The organism is Mucilaginibacter sp. (assembly GCF_965277465.1).
In the GTDB taxonomy this organism is placed as follows: Bacteria; Bacteroidota; Bacteroidia; order Sphingobacteriales; family Sphingobacteriaceae; genus Mucilaginibacter.
The window spans coordinates 677963-702690 of the sequence record NZ_CBDICW010000001.1 but is presented as its reverse complement, the minus strand read 5'-3'; the positions used below and the strand labels follow the sequence as shown (position 1 = coordinate 702690).

18 protein-coding genes are annotated in these 24728 nt (G+C 40.7%); 14 read left to right on the top strand and 4 right to left on the bottom strand.

The features are described from left to right. Positions 1–2 precede the first annotated feature (2 nt). From ACQY4U_RS03165 to ACQY4U_RS03135, 7 genes are all read left to right on the top strand, one after another. Complete coding sequence (locus tag ACQY4U_RS03165; RefSeq protein WP_428327924.1) at positions 3–296, top strand: hypothetical protein; 294 nt, start codon at positions 3–5, stop codon at positions 294–296. A gap of 37 nt (positions 297–333) precedes the next feature. Further along, positions 334–1437 (top strand): conjugative transposon protein TraM, encoded by a 1104-nt coding sequence (traM, locus tag ACQY4U_RS03160; protein ID WP_428327923.1) that lies wholly within the window; start codon positions 334–336, stop codon positions 1435–1437. 51 nt (positions 1438–1488) lie between these two features. Next, positions 1489–2721, top strand: a complete 1233-nt coding sequence (locus ACQY4U_RS03155; protein ID WP_428327922.1) for a hypothetical protein — start codon at positions 1489–1491, stop codon at positions 2719–2721. 194 nt (positions 2722–2915) lie between these two features. Next, the gene (locus ACQY4U_RS03150) at positions 2916–3578 is read left to right on the top strand and encodes a hypothetical protein (RefSeq protein ID WP_428327921.1); all 663 of its coding nucleotides are present in this window, start codon (positions 2916–2918) and stop codon (positions 3576–3578) included. 171 nt (positions 3579–3749) lie between these two features. Then, positions 3750–4241 (top strand): class I SAM-dependent methyltransferase, encoded by a 492-nt coding sequence (locus ACQY4U_RS03145; RefSeq protein ID WP_428327920.1) that lies wholly within the window; start codon positions 3750–3752, stop codon positions 4239–4241. 63 nt (positions 4242–4304) lie between these two features. After that, the gene (locus ACQY4U_RS03140) at positions 4305–6359 is read left to right on the top strand and encodes an AAA family ATPase (protein ID WP_428327919.1); all 2055 of its coding nucleotides are present in this window, start codon (positions 4305–4307) and stop codon (positions 6357–6359) included. Continuing rightward, positions 6356–7327, top strand: coding sequence for a hypothetical protein (locus ACQY4U_RS03135; protein WP_428327918.1), 972 nt, complete (start codon positions 6356–6358; stop codon positions 7325–7327). The genes ACQY4U_RS03140 and ACQY4U_RS03135 overlap by 4 nt, the downstream gene beginning before the upstream one ends. Positions 7328–7375: 48 nt before the next feature. On the opposite strand, the gene ACQY4U_RS03130 is transcribed toward ACQY4U_RS03135, so the two are convergent. Both ACQY4U_RS03130 and ACQY4U_RS03125 read right to left on the bottom strand, forming a co-directional pair. Next, complete coding sequence (locus ACQY4U_RS03130; RefSeq protein ID WP_428327917.1) at positions 7376–8332, bottom strand: hypothetical protein; 957 nt, start codon at positions 8330–8332, stop codon at positions 7376–7378. Continuing rightward, the gene (locus tag ACQY4U_RS03125; RefSeq protein ID WP_428327916.1) at positions 8322–9365 is read right to left on the bottom strand and encodes an HNH endonuclease domain-containing protein; all 1044 of its coding nucleotides are present in this window, start codon (positions 9363–9365) and stop codon (positions 8322–8324) included. Before ACQY4U_RS03125 ends, ACQY4U_RS03130 begins: the two co-directional genes overlap by 11 nt. A gap of 178 nt (positions 9366–9543) precedes the next feature. On the opposite strand from ACQY4U_RS03125, the gene ACQY4U_RS03120 reads away from it, so the two are divergent. The 4 genes from ACQY4U_RS03120 to ACQY4U_RS03105 are packed head-to-tail and all read left to right on the top strand — an operon-like array spanning position 9544 to position 15703. Continuing rightward, positions 9544–10956: a hypothetical protein gene (locus ACQY4U_RS03120; RefSeq protein ID WP_428327915.1), complete on the top strand. Its 1413-nt coding sequence runs from the start codon at positions 9544–9546 to the stop codon at positions 10954–10956. After that, positions 10949–13453, top strand: coding sequence for an ATP-binding protein (locus tag ACQY4U_RS03115; protein WP_428327914.1), 2505 nt, complete (start codon positions 10949–10951; stop codon positions 13451–13453). The genes ACQY4U_RS03120 and ACQY4U_RS03115 overlap by 8 nt, the downstream gene beginning before the upstream one ends. A gap of 4 nt (positions 13454–13457) precedes the next feature. Continuing rightward, positions 13458–15506 (top strand): hypothetical protein, encoded by a 2049-nt coding sequence (locus ACQY4U_RS03110; RefSeq protein WP_428327913.1) that lies wholly within the window; start codon positions 13458–13460, stop codon positions 15504–15506. Positions 15507–15514: 8 nt separating this feature from the next. Beyond that, positions 15515–15703 carry a hypothetical protein gene (locus tag ACQY4U_RS03105; protein WP_428327912.1) on the top strand — a complete coding sequence of 63 codons (189 nt, stop codon included), beginning with the start codon at positions 15515–15517 and terminating at the stop codon, positions 15701–15703. Between the two features lie 113 nt (positions 15704–15816). Here the strand turns inward: ACQY4U_RS03105 and ACQY4U_RS03100 are convergent, their stop codons facing one another. Together ACQY4U_RS03100 and ACQY4U_RS03095 are read right to left on the bottom strand one after the other, a co-directional pair. Next, positions 15817–18534 carry a tetratricopeptide repeat protein gene (locus ACQY4U_RS03100; protein ID WP_428327911.1) on the bottom strand — a complete coding sequence of 906 codons (2718 nt, stop codon included), beginning with the start codon at positions 18532–18534 and terminating at the stop codon, positions 15817–15819. A gap of 184 nt (positions 18535–18718) precedes the next feature. Next, positions 18719–18961: a helix-turn-helix domain-containing protein gene (locus ACQY4U_RS03095; protein WP_428327910.1), complete on the bottom strand. Its 243-nt coding sequence runs from the start codon at positions 18959–18961 to the stop codon at positions 18719–18721. Between the two features lie 141 nt (positions 18962–19102). Between ACQY4U_RS03095 and ACQY4U_RS03090 the strand changes: the two genes are divergently transcribed. From ACQY4U_RS03090 to ACQY4U_RS03080, 3 genes are all read left to right on the top strand, one after another. Then, on the top strand, positions 19103–19690 hold the full coding sequence (locus ACQY4U_RS03090) for an RNA polymerase sigma-70 factor (protein WP_428327909.1): 588 nt from the start codon (positions 19103–19105) through the stop codon (positions 19688–19690). A 243-nt stretch (positions 19691–19933) separates the two neighbouring features. Next, on the top strand, positions 19934–21049 hold the full coding sequence (locus tag ACQY4U_RS03085) for a FecR family protein (RefSeq protein WP_428327908.1): 1116 nt from the start codon (positions 19934–19936) through the stop codon (positions 21047–21049). Between the two features lie 161 nt (positions 21050–21210). Beyond that, entirely contained in the window at positions 21211–24726 is a 3516-nt protein-coding gene (locus ACQY4U_RS03080) for a SusC/RagA family TonB-linked outer membrane protein (protein WP_428327907.1), read from the top strand. Positions 24727–24728 lie beyond the last annotated feature (2 nt).

The window sequence follows — 24728 nt, the reverse complement described above, 5'->3', positions numbered from 1 at the left end:
CAATGATCGACAACGAACAACAGCAGATAGGCCAAGCCAGCGACCGTTTGGCAGAGCGCATTGCCGATCCTATTATTAAAGGACAACGAAGGCTGGCAGTGATATTGAATCAGCGGGTCAACCGCTATTCCAAAAAAAGGCAACAATGGCTTTTGATGATATTTTGCGGCATCGCTATTTGCGGGATAATCACTTGCCTGGCCGTTCCTTTCGGCAGGACGGCGATGCAGCGGCAAAGTTTCCAGCCATCACATATCGGCTTGCCCTCCGACCGGCCACCAAAAACAAACCATTGAAACCAACAGATCCATTAACCAAAAAAAAGTAAACATTATGGAAAATCAACAGCAAAGCAGCACTGCGGTACACACCGAGGAGTTCCTTAAAAAGCGCAAGTTTTACCTGGCCATACCAATCCTCATCCTGCCCTTTATGACCATGGCATTCTGGGCATTGGGCGGCGGCAAAGATGCCGGGAGATCAACAGCCATTTTACCAGACCGGGGCATTGATATGGCCCTGCCTTCGGCACAATTCAAGGATAACAAGCAAAAAGATAAAATGGACATCTACCAGTCCGCAGGAAAAGACACGTCTACAACGAAGGATGGTGTCAGTAAAAGCTTTATACAGGCCATGGGCTTTGACCCCAAAGCCGTATCGCATACGGATTCCACTAAGGTCACGCTGTCGAATACGCCCGTTTATACGAATAATGCCGACCAGCAATCGGCCAAGATCGAGGCAAAACTGGCACAACTTAACCGACAGATCAGCCAGCCACAACCCGCTGCCTACGCCAGTCAGGCGCCTGATCCTGAAGTTAAGCGAATGAATAAAATGATGAAGGCAATGCGGTCATCAGGCGGTGAAGATCCTGAAATGAAGCAACTCAGCAATATGCTGACCAAGATCCAGGCTATCCAAAACCCGGAGATGGTCAACACACAATCCAGCAAGAAAAAGGCGAGTGAGAGTGCCTTTAGGGCAATTCCGGCCATTGTAGATGGGAAGCAGAAAGTTAAGGACGGCGCGGCCGTTAAACTGAAACTGACCGATACCGTTACCCTGAAAAACCAGGTTCTGCCTAAAGGACAGGAACTTTTCGGTATCTGCCAGGTCACTAATCAGCGCCTGTTATTGACCATCCAAAATATACGGCTGGACAAACAGATCATTCCAGTCAACCTTACCGTATTCAGCCTTGACGGGATGCCCGGCATACCGGCTCCGGAAGCTGAATTGGGCGGGGCCGCATCGTCGGGAGCAGACAACGCTATTCAAAGTATGCAGTTTCTGACCATGGACCAGAGCCTGGGCGCGCAAGCCGCCGCCGGTGGTGTCAATGCCGCCAAGGGCCTGTTCAGCAAGAAGGTCAAAAAGATCAAAGTTAAGCTGCAGGACCAATACCCGGTATTGCTAAAGATCAATAAATAAAGCTATATATACAGCCAGCGACAGGCACAACAAACAAAAAGGAGGGCAACAATGGATACCAGCATTAATTTTTACGAGCTCAAAACACAGCTGGCGGATATCGGCTTTCATGAACCGGCTATCGTTGACCAATTGCGGGAGGCCATGTACACGGAATACAACTACGCCTCTCTTTATACGGAAAAGGAGAACACCCGTTTCCAGATCAATCTGGATAAGGATTATACGGGTGCCTTCAGTTTTGATACTTACGATGCGATCCTCACCTCGGGCGACCAACTTCGCGATCAGGTTTTCTCACCAAACGTACCTGTAAGTGAAGCGATCCAGCTTTTGCACGGCCGACTTCAACGCCCGGACGTTACCGCTGATATTGCCGGATCGCCCATGAACCGGCAGGAAACGCGTGTCAGCCTGGGCCTCAGCCCCAACGATCATAATGAACCATTGAAACAAATTAATAACCCGGACGAGCAGTTCGTCCATAAATCTCAAAATCCCATGAACACACAAAATGTAGAATTCCTAAAGAAAGCCTTGTTGAACCTTGGATTTGGCGAACAGGTAAACGCAGCATTGGAAAAACAGATCAAAGCGAAAACACCGGAATTTACGCTGGCGGCCAAACATGAGTTTAACCAACAGAAGGTAGATCACACGCTGCATTTCAAGGCCGGGGAGAACCAAGAAATGTATTTCTTCAATAAGTTTGACACAACACTGGACAAAGGCAAGGAGAAAGAGCAGAACCAAACCTTCTATATCAATAAAGGCAATGGCATCACCGCCAAAGAAGCCTTTAACCTGATGGAAGGCCGCGCTGTTCATAAGCAGTTATTCAACAAGGAAGGTGAGGGATACCATGCCTGGCTGCAACTTGATGATAAGAACCTGACCCAAAACGGCAATAAGGAGATCAAACGTTTTAATGAAAATTATGGCTTTGATCTTGAAAGCGTGCTGAAAGATAAGGGCATCAAGGAACTCAACACTCCCGAAGGAACCGATAACCTGTTCCGCTCCCTAAAAAAAGGCAACGCGCAACAGGTTACCATTGAGCGCAATGGTGAAGAAAAGAAATATTTTATCTCTGCCAGCCCCCAGTACAAAACCATCGATCTGTATGACCATCAAATGAAAAAGATCAAACGGGAAGAATTATTACAACCGGAGCAAAAACAAAGTACCAGCCAAAGGCAAAGCAACAATCAAAAACAAGGGAAGCAGCAAAAGGAGGAGCTGCCCGGAAAAAAGCAATCCCGGAAAAGTAAACTTTCTGTTTAGCCGACTGAATCGTTAACTTCGTCACTTCAAATGGCAGGCTTCTTTCTGCCTATTGTGATAAGGTTTAAGTTAAAATCCCCGCGCAACGAGTGTAAGGGGATTTTTATTTGACGGGCAAACAATCTTCAGTTTGATTAATCGTAGGGTTTTTTTATTTATATTTATAGTATATTAATATTCAATGACTTACACCTATGAGTATGAAATCATCTTTTTTTTTGATCAGTGCATTTTTCCTGTGTATTTTCAGTCATCCTGTATGGAGTCAAAGCAAGATCACGATCGATATGGGTAAATTCAAATGCTATGACAAACCAAATGAAGCGCTGCGTAAATCGGAGACCATTGAAGCCTTTCAGCTAATGTCAACAATTTTCAGTTCGAAAGAGTTTCAGGATTCATTAGCCAACCTGGAATTTCCGATGTCCACCCTTTGTACAGACTGTGGTACAGGAATGGGGGCAGGAAAAACCAAAATAACCGGTAAAGATATCATGGCGATGTTGTTCCGCAGGAATGCAGATATTTTAGATCTGGTCCTGAAAGAAAAGAGCAGCGCCTTAGGGGAAACTTATATGTGCAGCGCTTTGACTACTGCCTATTATAAGAATATCGAAAAAGATATGTGCCACTTACCTGCTGCTACCAGGCTGGCAGTAAATTTATGTCATGAATATATGCACCGTCTCGGCTTTTGCCATCATTACGAATTAGACGAAACAACATTGCGGTTAATTGTTCAAGGCGATTCCTGCAGAACTGAATATTTCGATCCAAAAGCATACAACAGGGATTTGGCCTACCGCGTTGGATGGATTGCCTATGACATCGTCAAGCGGCCTTATGCAAAAAAGTAACCGACCGAAGACTTACCATTAATTGTTACCTTACCAGTCAGTCTTATACCAGTTGTTAAGGTGGTTTTAATTGCCTGATATCTGGGATTGAGAATTGCTATTGTTGAACATGCCTAAACTGAAACCAATTCCAAACTGATCACAATTCCCCTTAATTCTTTATCTTGCATCATGCGACATTCAGAAGCTGTTTCTTTAATCAAGCATGGCATTACCGGTAAAGGGCCGCAATATTGGGCAGACCTCGGGTGTGGCAGCGGTACCTTCACGCTTGCTTTAAGAAGCCTGCTTCCAATAGGCAGCAGGCTGACCGCTGTCGATAAGGACTCGCAAAATTTACCTGTAAATTTTATTAAAGCTGATTTCGAAAAAGAAGTCCTGCCACTATCCGGACTAGACGGGATATTGATGGCGAATTCGCTTCATTTTGTACGCGACAAAGAAACCTTATTTACGAAATTGGAAAGCCACTTTTCATCGAATCAAAAGTTTCTTATTGTCGAATATGACACGGCCCGTGCTAACCGTTGGGTGCCCTATCCTATACCGTTTGACGAATTAGGATTGCTCTTTACCAAGCTGGGCTATTCCTCCGTCACCAAGCTCGCTGAACACCCCTCCCGGTTCGGTGGAAGTCTATATGGAGCATTAATCATGCGTTAAGAGGTCACCTGATTTTTATAAATCCTCAATAACTGTTTAACATGGTAACCTAAACATTCCATAATGATCGGCATTAAAACGTTTTTTGAGAAAAGTACCGAATCCTCCTATATTAGCCAAAACTTTATCGCTTCCATGAAACCTACCGGATTTAAGTTACTGGCCATCAAACCTCTTGCCAATTGTAATAAAGATTATTTAAAGGTCTTACGTCCCGGGGAACTTTACCGTTTTTACAATCACTATAAAATCATAGCACATGAGGACTATTCCGAAGAAGTAGTAATAAATGAAGATTTTCCGCCGGAAATATTTAACGTAGGCGAGATAAGGGTGGAGATCAGTGCTATTGTAGGGAAAAATGGCACAGGCAAAAGCAGCCTGGTAGAACTGCTCTACGTGGCCCTTTATAATATTGCCTTCCGCCTGAATTTGATCACAAAGCTTGACGAAGATACAAAACGAGAGCACCAGTATGAATCGGACATTCACGTGGCGATATACTATACGATAAGAGATAAGTTCTACCGCTTAACGGTTGACGGAGAGAATATCTGGCTGGCGAGGTTTCAGGACATGAAATGTAAGGATGTTTATAATGAACGATTCAAGTCGAAAGAGCAGCTTCGTCTCCTTTTCTATTCTATCGTAATCAATTATTCTCAATATGGCCTTAATACTGAAGATCTGGGCTTCTGGATCAAAGGCATATTTCACAAGAACGATGCCTACCAGACGCCAATTGTCCTAAACCCTTACCGGAAGAAAGGAATTATCGATATTAATACAGAAACAGAACTTGCCCGTTCCCGGCTATTGGCTAATATCCTGGAGGGAAGCGCAAAAAGTTTATGGTTCAACAATAACGAAAAAGTGCCGCGTAAGCTGATTTTTAAAATAGTAGAACGAAAATTTGAACCAGATGAAGAACTTAGAAAATCGCTCATCGAAAATTGGAAAATCTACTGGGATGAGTTTTTACCAGCGTTTCAGGAACATTTTCCAGGGATTGATGGCCGGGCGGAATTAAATCTGCCTCTTGACATTTGTGCTAAAAAGTATTTGATACTTAAGCTTGAAAGCATTTCCCGAAAGTATATATCATACCATGATTTTAAAGATTTTTATAAAGATGGGAATAATGACACCCGCCGAAACTTTATAAAGACTTTAAAAAAAGACCTAAGCCATATCGCATTTAAATTTAAACAAGCCGTTAATTTTTTACGATTCAATACGCTTCCGGAGATGTTTTCTGCGTTACCGGGCAATGAAGAGTTTTCAATTGAAGTTGACGAATTGGTTAGTGCAATAAAGAAAGTAAGAAGAAAATACACTGCGACAAGGATCATTGAACTAATCCCGCCTTCATTTTTGCACCCTGATATTGAATTTGACAACCCGGAGGACAGATTTAAGAAGCTGAGTTCAGGTGAAAAACAGAAAATATACGCGCTGAGTTCCTTAGTGTACCATTTAAGAAACCTGGCCTCTGTCAAAAAAAGAGTAACACCCAGACTTGTCAAACGGCCGATAATCAAATATGAATATATTAATATAATTTTTGACGAGGTAGAACTTTATTACCATCCGGACCTGCAGCGGCGTTTCATAAAGGATATGTTAGATAACATCAGCGCTGCAAACCTCACACAAATCAAAGCAATTAATCTTTTGTTCATCACGCACTCTCCATTTCTGTTATCGGATATACCGGCCAGCAATATACTTTATCTTGACGTCCATCAACACCAAACCGTAATATCCGGATCTTCGGGAGAAACATTTGGTGGAAATATCCATGACTTGCTTGCTAATAGCTTTTTTCTGGACAAGGAAGGATACATGGGCGAGTACGCGAAGGAAACCATTAAATCAGGGTTGGAGTTTTTATTGCCAGACCCAAAAAAGGGAACGGAAAAGCCTGCCGTCGAGATCAAATGGGACAAAGAAAAAATCCGTGGCCTGTTAGACATGATAGGTGAACCACTCATCAAACGCAGCATGAACGAACTATATATTAATAAATACCTTCCAACTGTAAGTGAAATCGACAACGAGATAGAAAGATTGCAAAAACTAAAAAAAACAAAAGCTGAAAATAAACAGAACCCATGAGAGCTATTTCACTAACTACCGTGCGACATGTTATTGCTGAATTTCCAGACGAAATCGACCTGCAAGAAAGGGAAATGATTAACCGGTTGCGTTTATTGATTGACCGGCCGCTGACTGACCCTCAAGAGCTTATTTATGCCGAAACACTTTTAAACTACGCCGGAGAGATCATCAGGGCGGAGCCAGGTGACCTTTTAATTTATCAAGAGCTGTTTGATGGGATTATTGCCCCGGATCTCATGGAAAGTATGCAGCACCAGCAACTTCGGGATGACGTGCTTGACGCTCTTCGTTATAAACATTGGCGAAAGGTTTTTTACCCGGTTTACTTTGAAAAAATCGGTATCAAAAGTTGCGTCTATTGCAACGCCCAGGCCACGCTCGCTATTAAACGCCGCAAAAAAAAACTGAGTGACAAAGACGAGATACAAGCTAAGTTCCAGGTCGATCATTACCTGCCCAAAAAAGTTTATCCCTGCTTTAGCATATCGCTACACAACCTTTACCCAGTCTGCGGCAATTGCAACAATGTCAAAGGAACCCATAAAGTAGATTTCAATCTTTATGAGGAACTTCCGACCCGCTCCTCGTTTAATTTTTCCCTGCGAAAAGGCTCCCAGGCAGAATACCTGCTTACAAGAAAGCTTGAAGACATCCATATTTGCCTCGACTCACCTGCCAGCGATGAAAGCAAAGGCTTCGTCAACTACAGCAAACTGTTTGAGTTGGAAGGCATTTATAACCAGCAGAAAGATGTAGCTGAAGAACTCATACTGAAAGCGGAAGTTTATACGGCCGCCTATAAAAACACCCTGGCAAGTAAGTTTCCCGGGATTTTTACCACAGAAATCATTGACCGTTTACTAACGGGAAATTACACCAATGAAGTTGATATGCATAAACGGCCGTTAGCAAAATTTGTCAGGGATATCAGCATCGATGTGGGCTTAATCAAAAAGCCCGAGTAAAACATTGGAACGAATTGATATCGCGAAACTAAGCATGTTAATTTAAAATCAGGTTGATTGTGGATCAATATTAAAATCACCCGATTCAAATTTAAAATTCAGCCTTTCGTCAAAAGTTACTGCATCATTACTGCTAAGATCGTAATAACCAAACTGGAGTTTGGTCCGATGGTCATTGTTGTCGAACATGATACCGGGAAAGATTTCGATACTTAAATTTTGAGATGACATCGCCGTCAGGTCATAATCACTTGCTTCAGGCAAGAATATCTGCAAGAATGTATGCCCACTACCCAATGTCATGGTTAGTTCAGGACAATAAGAGCCCGCCGCTTCAGTTTTTTGGGATTGGAACAACTCAACGTAAGGTGCACCAAATTTTTTTTTGGTGAGTAAAGTCAGAAACAACGCCGGGAAGCAGGCTACTAATTTTTCGGGCGCTTGCAGCCAGGCAAATACGTTGTGGTATCGAGGTAATTCACTTTCGGGTAATAATGATAATCCTATCTTAACCAAAGCGCGATAAACCTGGCTTGGCCGCACACTGGCTACCCTGAAGTTTAACGACATGATTTTTCTTTCATGATCAATTTGATAATCCTCCAGGCTGTCGAGCAATACCTCGCGTTTACCGGGATCGGCACTTTTGATTATTGTCTTGGTCGCACGGTTGTCTGGTTCTGTCCGTGATTCGAATTGTGGAACCTTCTTTTTGCCTTTAACCCCACCCATAGTCAAATAGGGCCCGAGAAAGCGGGCCAAATGAGATTCACGTGCGGAAAACAATTGATTACACTGATCACATTCGTCACCAACAATGATCTTGTTTGCCCCCAGTAATTCTGGTACCGCATGAGGAATTAATTTGAAAGTAACCTCCGGCTCTTTTCTTCCGCAAAAACGGCATACTAGAGGGAAATCAGCTAACTTTTTAACTTCCCTTGAATTCATCAGAGTTTGATATACTTTCCAAAAAGCCAGGGCATCTCCTTTTTCAGCGTCCATATTTTAAAAATTCGAAGCCATTATTACTGGCAATCGTGACTAAAGGCTGAACCTGTTCCAGAAATTTATTGTAATTAATATGTTCGCTTCCCAAGGAGGGGAAAACAGTTAGGTAATCTTGTAATAGTTTGTTCTTTGGTGCTACATGCTGCATTATATCAATTGCGCTCTTTTGGAGTTGATAAAAAGGCTCAAAATATTTTTCCAGAACTGGCAGTTTGTCGTTCTTAGAGCTATTAAATGAACTATCAGCGGGGATTAGATTCCATATTAAATCATGCGAAACAAAAGCATAGGGAATAAAGTGTTCAACAGCATAATTGCCAATTGCTAATCTGCTGTTGGTATAAATGCAATCTACAGATCCAAGTTCGCCAATAACAACATCCCAAAACATACGCTGTTCTCTGAGACTTTTCCTACCTGGGGATTTTGTCAACTTGTTGGGAATATCGGGAACATTGGGGTTTTTCGCTTGCAGATATAAAGTCAAGTTCCAGTAACAAAAATCCTTCAAGATTCGGGCATTCTTTTTTAAGTAATCCACCCAAACCGGGTTGATCGTCACATGGTCTTTAAACAATGCATAAGGGCAATTGTTAAAATATGCCCGTGAATATTCGTAAGCTAAGTTTATATCTTCCGCTCGAAACCAGGGGCTTAAAAACCGGTGGGGTACCTCGGTATTGAAATAACGAAGTTCCCGCAGTGTGCTTTTATTGTTGGTATGCGACAAACGCTCGAAAATTGTACTGCGGTTAGCGTCGACCGTTAGTTGCTCTACATGTTTGATGTTTTCGACCGCCTGTTGTAGCTTGTCTTGCTTACCAAAAGATACATGAAAATAATTGACTGTGAACCAGGAATGGCTGATCATTTCAGCAAATAGATCATTTTTGCTTATTTGTGTTTCTCCTTCTTCTACCCGGCCTAAAATCGACAGAAACCAATAGAATTTATAAGTGGCAGATGTTTTATTGAAACAGGCGGCCAACAGTTGAATAGGTAATCCGGATTGATCAGGTAAGTTCAAGCTCAAAGATAGTAATTAAATTTTCGACTGGATTTGTCGCAACGTTTAAGCGGCTTACAATTTAAACGAACTATGTATAATTTGTACTAATTATCTCTTTTTTTCAAATAAAGCATTATTTTTTAAAGTAATCTTAAACTCATATCTTTGATAGAAAAGCCTAACTTTACCTTTTAGAATGAATAGCATCAAATCCACCAGCCAAGCTCCAGCCAGCATAACAACGGAGGTGCGCCGTATTCCGACGCCCGAAGAAGCTGACTTGATTATTTGCCAAGAGGTCGATTTGTTAACTCGCGGAAATCACCAAATCTGGAGTTCACCAGATCATGACCGCAGTCAATATGTGCATAGTTTTTTTCAGTACCCAGCGATGATGGTACCGATTGTGCAGAAACGCATTATCGAAATTATTGTCAACGCCAAAGGCGATGTAACTAATCTTTTGGACAGCTTTATGGGTTCAGGGACATCTCTAGTGGCCGGTATGCAAATGGGATTGGATTGTTATGGCCAGGATATTAACCCTTTGGCTGTTTTGGTTTCCAAAACCCGGACAGGACCATTTTATTTTAAGGCTATTGAAGAGCGGCGTCAGGCACTGTTTACTCATATTGAGCAAGATAATGACACCATTATTGAAGCCAACTTTAATGGGCTTTATAAATGGTTCAACCCGCCAGTAGCTGCCGAACTATCCAGGATCGTGCGCGCAATCCGTGCTGAAAGTAACCAAACGATTCGTCGCTTTTATTGGGTGATCCTGGCGGAAACGATTCGACTAACCTCGAATGACCGTACCTCAACCTTTAAATTACATGCTCGACCTTTAACTGAGACCGCCACTCGTACGGTGTCAGCCATCGATGTTTTCAAGAAACACTTTGCTAACAGTCTGGAAGACTTGCGGGAACATGCTTTGCAGTTAGAAGACGCGGACAGATTACTCAAAGGAGCCTATATCGGGCAGGTCAATTTGAATCTGTTGAACAGCAAAGAACACATAGTTACTGCTAATGACAAAGAAGGTTTTTTTGACCTGCATGTAACTTCACCACCATATGGGGATAATAAAACCACAGTAACTTACGGTCAATTCTCTTACTTGCCACTGCAATGGATTGATTTACAGGATATCGACGACCGTGCTAATGACACCTTTTTAGCCACAACATCGCAAATAGATAGCTTTGGTTTAGGTGGGGTTATTAGGCGATTTACGCCTGAAGAATTACAGTTATTGTTTGATGCCTCGCCACGCCTGGAATTAATTCATCAGCAAATACACCAGATTGACCCTAAAAGGGCACGGAAAGTCGCTGCTTTCTTTTACGACATTTACCAAACCATCCAAAATATTCACATTGCAATGAAAGTTAATGGCTATCAAGTATGGACAGTAGGTAATCGTACTGTAGCAGGTGTCAATGTCCCGAATAACGTCATCATGACGGATTTTATCCTCAGCCAGGGTGCTATACTCATAAAAACCATTAACCGGGAGATTTTGAACCGCCGCATGGCCAGTCGGAATAGCCAGGCGAACCTGATGACCTTTGAAGACATTTTAATATTTAGAAAAATTGGGTAAACAGCATTCACCTGTCTTCCGTATCAGCGCAGCGGTCGTTAAGCAATTAGGCGAAGAGCTGGTCTCTGACGAACTAACAGCCATTATGGAGCTTGTTAAAAATTCCTACGATGCAGACGCCGACTGGGTTAAAATCACCATAAATACAACCGACTCTCTTATTGACAAAGATTTACATTTTCAAAGTCAACATGGTTATATTGTTATTGAGGACAATGGCACTGGCATGGATGACATAGATATCCTAGATAAATGGTTGTTCATTTCTGTTTCACACAAAAGAGAAATGAAACGGAATGGCGAAATAACAACTAAACTTCGTACCCCTTTGGGTGACAAGGGATTAGGGCGATTAAGTACGCAGCGATTAGGAAATATATTAGAGATGTTTACTGGTAAAGTTAATGAAACCAAGCAGCATCATGTTGCTTTTGATTGGCGCGACTTTACAGAAACAAGTTCTTTAGAGGCTGTAAATACCAACTATGAAAATCTGCCAAAAACGCCAGCCAAAAAGGGAACTCGACTTGTTATCACCGATTTAAAAGACCCCCATAAATGGTCAGGAGAAGACGGTAACAAATTTCGTGGCCAACTTTCCAAGCTAATTTTCCCATTTAAAGAAAACCGGCCTTTTAATATTTATCTTAACATTGACGGGCAGGATAACGACCTGGACGAGATAAACGAAAAACTACGCAAGTTTGCGATAAGTCGCTATCAATTCAATTTTGATGGCACACAACTGAAATTACAGGGTCGCCTTAAACTTGCCAAATTGCAGGGTAGCAACAACAATGCAAAAAAAGAACTTTTTCACCAACTGATTCAGAAGGATCATGGCAAGAATTTCTTCGATTTCTTGACTAACAAAAAGTCTAATAAGAAAAATGCCGTTACGGAAATTACTTATACAGGTATAAAAGGTGAATTTTTCAATTTCGAGCGTATCTTCAAAGTGCCCGAAGACGTGACACTGGAAAACTTGAATTCAGCGTTATTGGAATACCCTGTACAAGCTAACCCCGGCGCATTTTTGGGAGAGATTGACGAGTTCAATTTAGGAGGTACAGAAGAGATTGATTCTGCATTTAATAAACTCTCCGACTATAAAAACTTAGTAAAAAACCAAGTTGGTGTACGTGTTTTCCGCGATGGATTCGGGATTAAGCCCTATGGGATGGAGGATAATGACTGGCTAAAGCTATCCAAAAGTCAAACTTCCGGTGGTTCATTTTATTTGCTAAGGCCAGAAAACGTGATTGGTTTTGTTTCCATCACTGCCAAGGAAAACAGAAACTTGACGGAAAAAACAGACAGAGAAGGTTTTATCGATAGCGCCTATTCACGAAATTTCTTCAAAATTATTGATCTTGCCGTAGCTGAAATTAACAGTGTGTTGGAACGAACCCGTCGCAGTTATGACGATTTTCAAAAAATTCAAGCAGCTGCCAAAGGAAAAATAATCACTTTTGCCGACACGAAGAAGCGCCTTGTTGAAACAGCTAAACAGTCAAACGCCGTAGAACAACAAGCACAACAGGTATTTACCGAAATAAAAGCTGCTTCTGTGGAGGTCGCCCAGGCAGTCGAACGCATTAAAAGCCAGCCTCTATTTTCAACAGACGATGATAATCAGGCCTTAAAAACATTAGAGAGCGTTGAGCGCCTGCTGAACAATGCTAATCAAATTTTTGGCAAGATTTCCAATATCTTAAATAACGCTAAACAGTTGGAGAATGATGCCAATTATCTAGAACCAAGGTTAAATGAATTGGAAAATCAAATCATCCAATTTTCAGAATTGGCTGGCCTAGGTATTACGGCAGAGGCATTTACTCATGAATTATATAATGTGATAGATCGTATTGGTGCCCAAACCGACCAAGTTATCAAGCGTGTAAAAAGTGAACATGGTAACAATCCCACATTTTTCGTTTATGCTGAACACGTCAAAAGCTTTATTCAGGCTATCCGCCGGCAACTTAATCATCTTGCGCCGTCGTTAAGGTTCAACCGGGAAACCAAACAGGAGATCAAACTATCTTCGTTTGCGGGAGAGCTTAAAGAATACTATGAAACAAGGTCGGGAGGCAAAATTGAAATCATACAAATTATCACCAATGATTTCAAAATTGATATAAATAAAGGCAAACTGACTCAAATAACTGATAATCTAATCCTCAATTCTGAATACTGGTTAACAGAACGCCATAAAAGCGAGCCAAGCTTCCAGCCTGAGATTACGATTGAAATAAATGAACCTTTTATGTCAATCTATGACAACGGGTATGGTATATCACCAGTTGTCGAAAGTGGCTTATTTCAACCTTTTGTGACCACCAAACCAAAAGGAATCGGTCGTGGACTTGGCCTGTACATCGTAGAGCAATTATTGGATTCCGTAGGCGGTAGCATTTCACTTTTACATAAAAAAAACGCCGAGGAAAGGCGCTATATTTTTCAAATTGATTTGGAACCGCTTCTAATAAAATGAATAAATGGCCAAACCTATACCACAACCACAAAAAAAAGCTGAACCCAAAACATTAGTCACATCGCAGTCCCAATCTGCAAAAGTGAAAGATGTAGGTGCTGACAACGCCATTGCATCAGTAGGAGTTGAATTCAAACCCGAAACAGCGATATTGATTAAAGCTGTTCCAAAAGTCGGCGAAATAGCTGTTGAACGGGAAGACGGTGATATTGACGCTGATTTATTGGAAAGCATCCATGCAGTTTTATCCAGCTTAAATATTAACAAGGTTTACTTTGTTGATGATGCTGTCAATTTGCAAACCGATCAACAAACTTTTATTGGACTGGTGGAAAGCATCCTGGCAGAAGGGAAGCTTGATGAATTGCGCGCTATCCCCATACAAAATGCCATTGATTTTCAAACAGATGAGCAAGTGCTTGCAGCTCATATACGCCAGGTTTGGGAGAATGTACCTGCCCAAAAGCAATTGAAATATTTTACCAGAATATATACGATCGCAGGTCAGCCTGAAGCAATAAAAGATATAAATGTATCTAATCATCTAAAAAACTTTTTTAAAGAGAATGTATTAGAGTGCCTGACACCTAATGAGTGGGATGATCAACGAGAGGCAATTTTTACAAGTATACCCGAAGGGCAGCGTATTCTGGTGCTTTTTGACCAGGATTTAAAAATGGCCGATGGACGGTTTAGAGACGACAATGTTCGTGGTGAGGATTTGATTCTTGAAACGAAGCAACATGCTTCAGCTGACAAAGTCATTTTGACGCTGTTTACCCATACCGTTCCGGATCATGCCGCAGAGTTGCCCGAACGGCAACGTATCTGCGAACAATACGGTGCCTTAAGCGAGAAAGATTTTTTTGTCCTCACCAAAAAGAGATTGGAAAAACAAGATGAGTTTACAGACGGCCTGAAAAAAGCCTGTTTAAATACTTACTGTGAGCAGATTAAGGACAACACGTTGGCCATTGTAGTCGAAGCGCAGAAACGCACTGTTGACAGGATCAAGGCGTTCGATACCTATGAGTTCGACCAGGCGGTATTTAAAAGCTCTTTTACAGAAGGTGTCTGGGAGCCGGAAACGCTGTTGCGCATGACGGATACGATCTTTAAAGATGAGGTCCGTAGGCTCATGCTGGACCAAGAATATGTTACCAAGACAAATGATATCATTGCTGCTGCACGGAAAATCTCCAGTATTACGGTAAAACTCCAGGATGCGAAAGCGGACCATACAGAGAAATTTAAGATCCGTCACCAGGAATTGTACGAATCCCCCGAATTATTGAATCCACTGCGGCGGCCTATAGATAACGGTGATATGTTTAAGATCACCGAGGGTGCCCGCAAAAACAAACGCTATATCTTGATTGCGCAGGAATGTGACCTCATGGTTAGGAGCGAAGGGGAAAAACGCGGGAAGCGCGGGGCCAATATGGCGGTACTAGCCGAGATCACTGTTGTTTCAAAAGACAAAGTGTTGAACGAGCAGATCACCACCTATCAGAAACAGATCGATAAAAAGAAATTTGGGAACCATTTTTTTGCAGATCGCTATCGGTTAAATTATTTTGAATTAGGAACCGATAAAGTAGGAATAGTTGATTTCAAAGACATATTGTTAGTCGATCTGAATATATTAGACCTCGCGGTATTCGATTTGACCGGAAACTCGGTGTTAGATCTCGCTAATCCCAATTATAGTGCTTCCTATCACAATGCGGCCTGGCAATCCCGTTATGAACTCATTGCGCAGGAGTACACAAAGATCGCAGACGAGCTTGACTTGAGTTATGCCGCCTTGGATGCGGTGACCGATGAAGGACGGCGGGCGTCTTTAAAAGCAAAGATCAACCGAGTGTTAAGTTTTATCAATCCCGCTGGTGTAGTGATGAATTATGACAACCGAAAGTTTGACTTTGGTGTGGAACGTACCGGCCGTCTGCGATTACCGAAATCCAAGCATTTGCTAGATCGTTACTACTTGCACTTGTCGCGTTTTGCAGAACAGCACGATTTTGCTGAAGGAATTGAAATTTTAAACTAGTATACAATATGAAAAATATAGAATTGCTGACCCTGGAAGATCTTAGTTTTATAAAGGAATCATTGAAATATACCAAATTAAAATTTGAGGAATATCAAACTTATCCTTCATATGAATATAAGCAAAAACGAATACAAGAAGCCGCCGAAGTACTGAACAAGGTTTCTGATATCATAAAAGCAAACCGTAAATCTTAGAGTGTTTATATGAGTTCCCAATCGGAGATTGCTGTTTTGGCTACTATTCATCACTAAGGGAAATTAAATGTCGTCCTAATGTATAAGTTGGCATCCCAGAGATGGTTCTATTTTTATTCTGGGGACCGTAATGGCCTAAAGGTATTTAGTGACGTCGCTAAATGTGGCATCCTAATAATGACATCTTCTATTAAAACCTGCAGATCTTTAAACGTCTTATTGTTGCCCAAAATTAAAAAATATACATTTTGTTGAAAAAATTCCATAATATTAACTTCAGGACGCAAATCTTTTTCTTCCATAATCATAATTTTAGGTGCAAACCCCTCTTCGTTACACTCTTGAATTAAAAGCCCCATAACTTCAATAGCACCGGTAGGCTTGCCTCCATACCAGAGAGCCATCACTAATGCCCCATGTGTCAATTTCATATCAATTTCTGACATTAAATTATTTTTTACTATCAAATCGTAATGGGACAACAATATTGTTAATGCGCTTTCAAATTGTCGATCTACCAGTAAATTATAGCCTTGATCAAATAATGACTGTTCTTGTTTTTGTAAAAAACTATGACTTTCAGCAAGTTCAGCCGCAAGTTCAAAAGTTTCGGCTGCCAATGAATAATATTTAGCTTTTGAATAAGTCCACGCCAAATTTTGGTAATTGTAGTAAAGACCATCGAAGATATTCATCCCAAATGTTAAAGTCAGTTGACCATAATGCAATAGCGCGTCTTTATAGTAAATAATCGCGTCATCATATTTCTCCATTTTTGAATAACAATTGCCTATAATTTGTAAAGCTGCAGGTATTGTATTTTGGGGATTCTCAAGAGCCTCGGCTATCTTAAGGGTAGGTAAGAGCAGATCTATAGCGGCTTCATATTCTTGGTTTTCTGCCCGTATCGTCCCCAATGAAATTTGACTTTGAATACTAAGTGTTTGATTCTTTGAGGCAATTAGTCGCTGATAGATTAATGTAGCCGCATCTATCATCGATTTTCCACCCCCTTCTTTACTGTAATTAGTTAGCGTCGATGCTATTTCAAATTCTATAATATCACGAAATTCTCCCTTAGCTAAATTTATCCCTTTATTATATTTTATTAGAGCCTTTTCGTGGTCACCAATAAATCTAAAAACCCGGCCCTGTACATAGTAAATATAATCCCAATCATTAGTTTTAGGGTCTTCCTCCAATTGTGCTGCTACATCTAATGCAAGTTGAAAATATCCATTTGCTAACATTGTTGATAGGAGAATTCTGGCTTCTTCGCGCGCTTTTTCCAATAAGTTTAACTTAATACAGAAATTTATGAGCTGGATAGATTCGCTGGGCGATTTTATTGCCAATGATGCCAAATAATCAACACCCTGAATAACAAATTTATGATTGAAATCCTCTGGCGTATTTTTGATATAATTTTTTACAAGATCATGAACAAAATAAAGGTATTCAGGACCTTTTTTTGCAGTGATTAGGTACTTATCTAATAAGGAATAGAAAACCTTTAGCCCTATTTTTGACGTAAGATAACTAACTCCGGTAAGACGAACTGGAATATCTAATATTGCAAGTTGAAATAACAATTCTTGTTGTTCATCGCTAAGCCCATCCACTATTTTTTTCTTGACATAATCGTTTACCTCTTCACCAGGTAAATCTTTAAGTTCAGTAAATAACAAATGCACATCAGTATCTCTACATAGCACTGAAATTAATTTTATGATATACGGATGCCCTTGTGTACAATCGATAATGGCTTTAACAACCTCGGGTTGGCCTTCCAACATCTGATCGATGTTAAGTAAATGGAGGCTTTCCCGTTCATTTAGACCCGATAAAATTTGCTGATGGCAGTTATTAGCTAATATAGCCATATCAAGCCTGCTATTAAGTGTGAGGATTATCTTAGCCATTTTAAAATGGCGATTAAATACTGTTATTAAAGGAACGAATGCCTCTAATCGATCGTTAACGTTATCTAAAACAATTACAGCGCCATGCAGATTGATACATTGTGCAACAGCTTGCATGGTAGCCTGAAATGGAGTAGATGATTTTAAAATTTGATTTATTGTCTTATCACCAAATTGCTGTTGCACGCTGTCAGCAAGATAAACTAAAACAGTTGTCAGATCATCATTAGCACAGTCCAGCCAAATACAACCTTCTCTTTTCTTGAGTACTTCAGCCAGAAATGATGTTTTACCAATCCCAGATAGACCACATACACTTAACGTGTTGTGATTGATTAAAGCCGTTTTAAATTGTGTGAGTTCGGCATTTCGTCCTACAAAATTAAGGTTGATGGGAATTGGAAATTGCAATAGTGCATCGTCCACAGGTGCTTCTCTTTTTGTCAAATGACTAAGAATTTTCTCCGTGTCAGATTTGACTTGATTAGTCAATTCCAATGTGTTTTTTAAGTCCTGTCCTATTTCACTAAACAACGCCAAGACATCACTTACGTAATTTGGCTGGATCGTTATTGGTAACTCGTTAAACCTGGCCTCGTGATCATATTTGATTTTTTTTAAAACCTGCATAGGGAATTTCATCACATCATCAGTCTCGACGTGATGATCATGGCACATGAACATTAAGTTATCAGCCGAACGACGTTGTTCATTGGTCTGATCTGCATTAAAACGCTGACCACCTGGCAATGCGGATTCGATGTGACAACATTCTCCAATAAGTTGATTAGCATCGTTAAAAATAGATCTCATACAACCGGTGAACGCACATTGATTGCCACTTCTAATCAATATAAATTTGATAGTTTCTGCAGCAGGCGGTAAACGTTTAGGCAGTTCTTCAGTCATGGTATAAATTTATCTATAAATTCCCTGAAGAAACAAAATGTTACATATATCCAAAGACATTTCTTATAAGCCTTTCCAGTAACGGTGCGTTAAGGATTGCAGTAAAAAGCCCACAGCGATAGCGAGGACTTGCAACGAAAAGCCTGGGCCGCAGGCAACGCCAACATTAGATTTAAAAGGATATCTAACTTTGCGATTGTGATGGCAGTTTAACACCATCGCAAACAAATTCTAATAATTCAGAGGGGTTAACCTCAATTGCAAGAGCAATTAAAAATAATTCTTTTGCCCTTAAGTGAGATTTTGAATTAATCGATAATTGACTTAGGCGAAATGTGCTGATACCAGTCATCTTCGAGAGTATTGCTTTGTTTATAGCTTTCTTTGCTAAATACAATCCTAAACGTGTCAATGTCTCTTTGGCCAAATCTGTCTTTTTTCTTAAAAATATTCGGATTATTTATGAATAGAGAGAATTTTTGCATTTGATTGGTTTATCTCTATATTTATAGATTATTTCTCTATTACAAAGAAATAGTATCCATTCCAGAACTTTTGAAATGGCAGCATGGGAGCATATTCAACCCTTTCCGATCCTGAACTCATCCAACTCTTAAAAGAGTCTGACCATTCCGCCTACAATGAAATTTACCACCGTTACTTCTATCTTACCTACGTTCACGCCTATAAAAAAGTCCGTGACGAAGAACAGGCAAAGGATATCGTTCAGGATGTATTCGCCACGCTTTGGTTTAAAAGGGATTTCAATTTACCACAATCTAACCTTGCAGGGTATCTATTTACAGCGGTAAGAAACAAAATATTTGACCTGTTTGCCCATGAGCAGGTAAAGACAAAATATATCGATTCCCTCAAAGACTATCTAAGTAAAAACGCCGGTTCGACAACTGACCACCGTGTTAGAGAAAACGAATTGAAAGCCTATATCGAAAAAGAGATCCACTCGCTACCGTCTAAAATGAGACAGATATTTGAGCTAAGCCGCAATGAGTACTTAACTCATAAAGAAATTGCAGACAGGTTAAACACATCAGAGAATAACGTCACGACTCAGATCAGCAATGCGCTGCGCATCTTGAGGACAAAACTTGGCATGATCACTTTCCTTTTTGCATTGATAAATATCAAGTGGTGACCTCTACTTCAATTACCGCCAATTATGGCCTGTAATTGGTCTGATAATATATACTTAGAATTATTGGCTTTAACCGTTCACCTCAAAAAGCTATCATTTTTAAGGTGAATTCGACTTCTCACCTTAAAATGATGTTAAGCCACACTTGATAGATTCTTCCCCGCACTAATTTTTCATTCCTTTCTTATTGTTGACCGGCTCCCAACCGTCATGTATTGAAATTGAGTAAATCCAATCTTGATCATGGAAAAGGAAGAATTAAAAAACCTCTTTAAAAAGTACCACGAAGGCAAATGCACCGAAGAAGAAAAGGCTTTGTTAGAGGCCTGGTACCTGCAATTCAATGAGCATGATCTGGATATTACGCCTAAGCGGATCAAAGCGATAGGGAATAATATTCTTAGGGAACTTCCGGGCAACCATACTATATTCAGGAAGATCGGTGTAAGGCTGGCAGCGGCAGCGATCCTTATCGGAATTATCCTGACGGTTACACTCCGGCTTTCCTTTCAGTACCAGCCTCCTAAAAACACGGCCTATAAACCTGATATCGCTCCGGGTACCAATACGGCTACACTTACGCTTTCCAACGGGAAGAAGATCAATTTAACCAATGCGGTTAATGGCAAACTTGCCAATCAATCAGGCATACAGATCATCAAAACGGGCAGCGGACAGATCACTTACCAAACGACCGCCGAAGCAATCGGAACCACTGAACCTCAAACCAACAATATATCTACGCCGAAGGGAGGACAATGGCAGCTAATATTACCTGACGGGAGTAAAGTATGGCTCAATTCAGCATCTGCTCTTACTTATCCATCCACTTTTAAAGACCAAAAAGAAAGGACCGTTCAATTAAGCGGCGAGGCTTATTTTGAAGTGGCTAAAGACAAGTTGCATCCCTTTATCGTAAAAACGGATCAGCAGAGTGTAACGGTTTTGGGCACCCATTTCAATATTAATTCGTATCCGGACGAACCTGCTGTTAAAACAACGTTAGCCGAAGGTCGCGTAAAGGTATCAACCCGTACAGGCGATACCAAATTCTTAATTCCGGGTCAGCAGGCTGTATTAGAAAAGGATGCCCTTCATGTAAAAGAAGCGGATATAGAAGAAGCCCTGGCCTGGAAAAACGGCTATTTCCGCTTTAATGATGAAAGTATCCAAAGCGTGATGCGAAAGCTTTCCCGCTGGTATAACATCGACATTCAATATGCCCCCAATGTTTCTAATGACGGGCTGAACGGTAAAATATCCCGCTTTAAGAAAATCAGCCAGGTATTAAAAGCACTGGAAGCAACCAAAACAGTTCATTTTAAAGTGGAAGGAAGGAGGGTCACCGTATTGAAGTAAAAAAAAAGATCAGTTAGTTAATTACAAAGCCAGGGAACCGATACTCGGCGACCTGGCTTTAAGCTTGACCAATTAACAATAATTAAACTATTAATAAATCGCGAAGCGCCGCTCGCATCTGGAAAATGAATAAGCGCAACGCATAAACCATGCTCAAACAAATGTACAATTTTTACTCAAAAAAATTGGTGCAGCCGCCTGGCTGCGCTCCTAATATCCTGTTGGTTATGAAGCTGACGACGATCATTTTAATTACCGCAATTCTCCAGGTAAGTGCCAGCACTTTTGCTCAAAAGATCAGCCTGACCGAAAAGAACACCCCATTGAATAAAATCTTTGAAAAGATCAGCGACCAGACCGGTTACGATTTCCTGGTATCAACCGAGAATTTAAAGAAGGCCCGGTTGGTTACGATCAATATCCAAAATGAAGAATTAAAATCTGCTTTGGATAGAATATTTACCGAACAGCCTTTAAGTTTTGTGATACAGGAAAAAATGGTGGTGGTGTCGAAAAAGGAAGGGACACCCTTAAATAAAATTAAGGAGACTTTAAGTAACCCTGTTATCATAACCGGTAAGGTAACCGATACCACAGGCGCTGTATTGCCTGGTGCAACAATAAAAATCAAAGGTACATCTAAGGCAACCGTAACCGATTCTCAAGGCGTGTTTACAATCAATGCAGAAGATGGAGACGAAATAGAAGTTTCATTTATCGGTTTTGATGCAGCTTCCTTTAAAGTCAAAGCGGATCAGCCGTTTCAACGGATTATGTTGCATACTTCGGCTTCCAAATTAAACGCAGTTACAATTGTTTCAACAGGCTACCAGACAATCCCAAAGGAAAGAGCGACAGGTAGTTTCGTTCATATAGACAGTACATTAGTAACACGAAGAGTTAGTACAAATATACTCGACAGGTTGGATGGCGTAACCAGTGGTCTGCTATTTAATAAAGGCCTTGGTAACGGAAATAATCCAGCTATCAGTATCAGAGGCCGGAGTACCATTTTTTCAAATCCTGACCCATTAATTGTGCTTGATAATTTTCCCTATGAAGGCGACCTGAATAATATAAACCCGAACGACATCGAAAGCATTTCGATTTTAAAAGATGCTGCGGCGGCAAGTATATGGGGCGTTAGGGCAGGCAATGGCGTAATTGTAATTACAACCAAGAAAGGTAAGCGATCAAAAACGCCACATATAAGTTTTAATGCGAATACAACGGTTACAGGCAAGGTTGATTTAGGCTATCAGCCTCAAATAAGTTCGTCTGACTTTATAGATATGGAACAGTATCTGTTCCGTCGGGGATATTACGACAATACAATAAGTGATGGATACAGCACAATCTCTCCAGCTTTAGCGATATTTCTTCAAAAGCGAAACGGACAGATATCCGCATTGGACTCCGCAAGTTCTGTGAATAAATTGAAAACCTACGATATCAGAAAAGATGTCGAAAGATACATTTACCGTAGGGCTGTTAATCAACAATATGCCATTAGCATTGATGGTGCCAGTGATACGCATAGCTATTACCTTTCGGCAGGTTACGACAAGAATTTAACTAATATCGTAGCAAATAGCTATGACAGGTTTACGTTAAATGCAAACAGTACTTATCAATTGCTTGACAACCGGCTGCAATTGTCCGCAGCTATAATGCTTACTACAAGCAAAACAAATACAAACCACGATGCCTATACTAATCCACTTTACCCATATGAACAACTCGTGGACGCAAACGGGAATCATCTCTCTATAGTACAAACCGGGGGGCTAAGAAAACAATATACGGATACCACCGGAACGGGAAAGCTACTGGATTGGAATTACAGGCCGCTGGACGAGAATACCAGCAATAATTCAACGACATTAACTGACTATAAGTTAAATGCTAATTTGAAATATAAAATTGTAAAAGGCTTGGACTTCATGATAAACTATCAGTATGAAAAAGGCCTAAATCAAAACATGCAACTACATGATGGCGATTCTTATTATACCAGGAATCTTATTAATTCCTTTAGTCATATAGATCCGTCAACAGGTACAGTAACAAGGCCCGTCCCTCTTGGTGCAATAGAAAACATAGGTAATAACAGCTACACCTCAAATTATGTTAGAGGTCAGATTAACTATGTAAAAAAAATCGGAGAACGACATGAATTAAATGCACTGGCCGGGGTCGAAACAAAAGATTATCAAGCAACGTCAGTTTCAAATACTCTTTATGGGTTTAACACTTCCGATGATTCCTCGGTACCTGTTGACTTTTTAACCTATTTCCCACAATACTATGGCTTTGGGTCAAATAGAATCCCTTATGGTGCTCAACAGAATTATTCCGTTGACCGTATTCGGTCAGCATTCTTTAATGGCTCATATACCTATAACGGATTATATACAGTGTCAGCCAGTGCAAGGCGTGACGAGTCAAATATCTTCGGTGTAAAGTCAAATCAAAAAGGAGTACCATTATGGTCAACAGGGTTCCTGTGGAATTTAAGTAAAGAGAAATTCTATCATTTCGATCTCATCCCTGTCTTGAAATTACGGGCAACATATGGCTATAACGGAAATGTCGACAAGACAACGTCCGCGTATCTTACCGCTCAAAACTCAGGGACAAATTATTGGAATAACGCTTACAATGCGATTATTAATCCACCTAACCCCTCCTTGCGATGGGAAAAAGATCGAAATGTCAATTTCGGACTTGACTTTGTGAGTAAGAAGAATTTGTTTTCCGGTAGCATCGACTATTATATAAAAAACGGAATTGACCTGATTGGGAATAGCCCCATTGCACCGCAAACAGGAATCGTACAGTTTAAAGGGAATTCTGCTGATACCAGGACTTCAGGGATCGATTTAATTTTAAATAAAAATAGTGTAAGTGATTCTAAAATGAAATGGAACAGCAGCTTGTTGTTCAGCTATAGTAAGGATATCATTACCAATTATAAAGTAAAGCAGGGTAATAATGCTCAGATAATTAACGGCAACTATGTCAATCCGGTAGAAGGGTACCCTTACAATGCGATATTTAGCTACTCTTATAAGGGCCTTGACAATCAGGGCAGGCCACAGGGAAAGTTAAATGGCGTAATTAGTGAAGATTATGCAGCAATTCAGAATTCCACCGACCTTTCCAATCTGGTGTACAACGGGTCAGCAACTCCGCTTTTTTATGGATCATTCAGAAATACATTTTCATATCAGGAGTTTGATCTTTCCTTTAATATTACCTATAAGTTCGATTATTACTTCCGCAGGCCTAACGTTTTTTCCGGAAGTAACAGCTTCGGAAGCTATGGCTTCCTGGCTGCCGATTATGACAAAAGATGGCAGAATCCGGGAGACGAGTCACGTACCAATATCCCGGCGTTATCGTACCCAGCGAATAATGCCCAAGATGGGTTTTTCCAGGGGGCAAGTGTTCTTGTCGAGAAAGCAGATAATATTCGACTTCAGGATGTTCGCCTGGCTTATCATTTCCGGTCATTAACAGGAAATCCGATTTTTAGAAATCTCCAAGTCTATGCCTATTTGACCAACGTTGGAATACTATGGAAAGCTACCAAGCAGACAACTGACCCCGATTTTGTTTATTCCAGCTATGTTAACCCTAAAAGTCTTTCAATAGGCCTTTCAACAAACTTTTAATT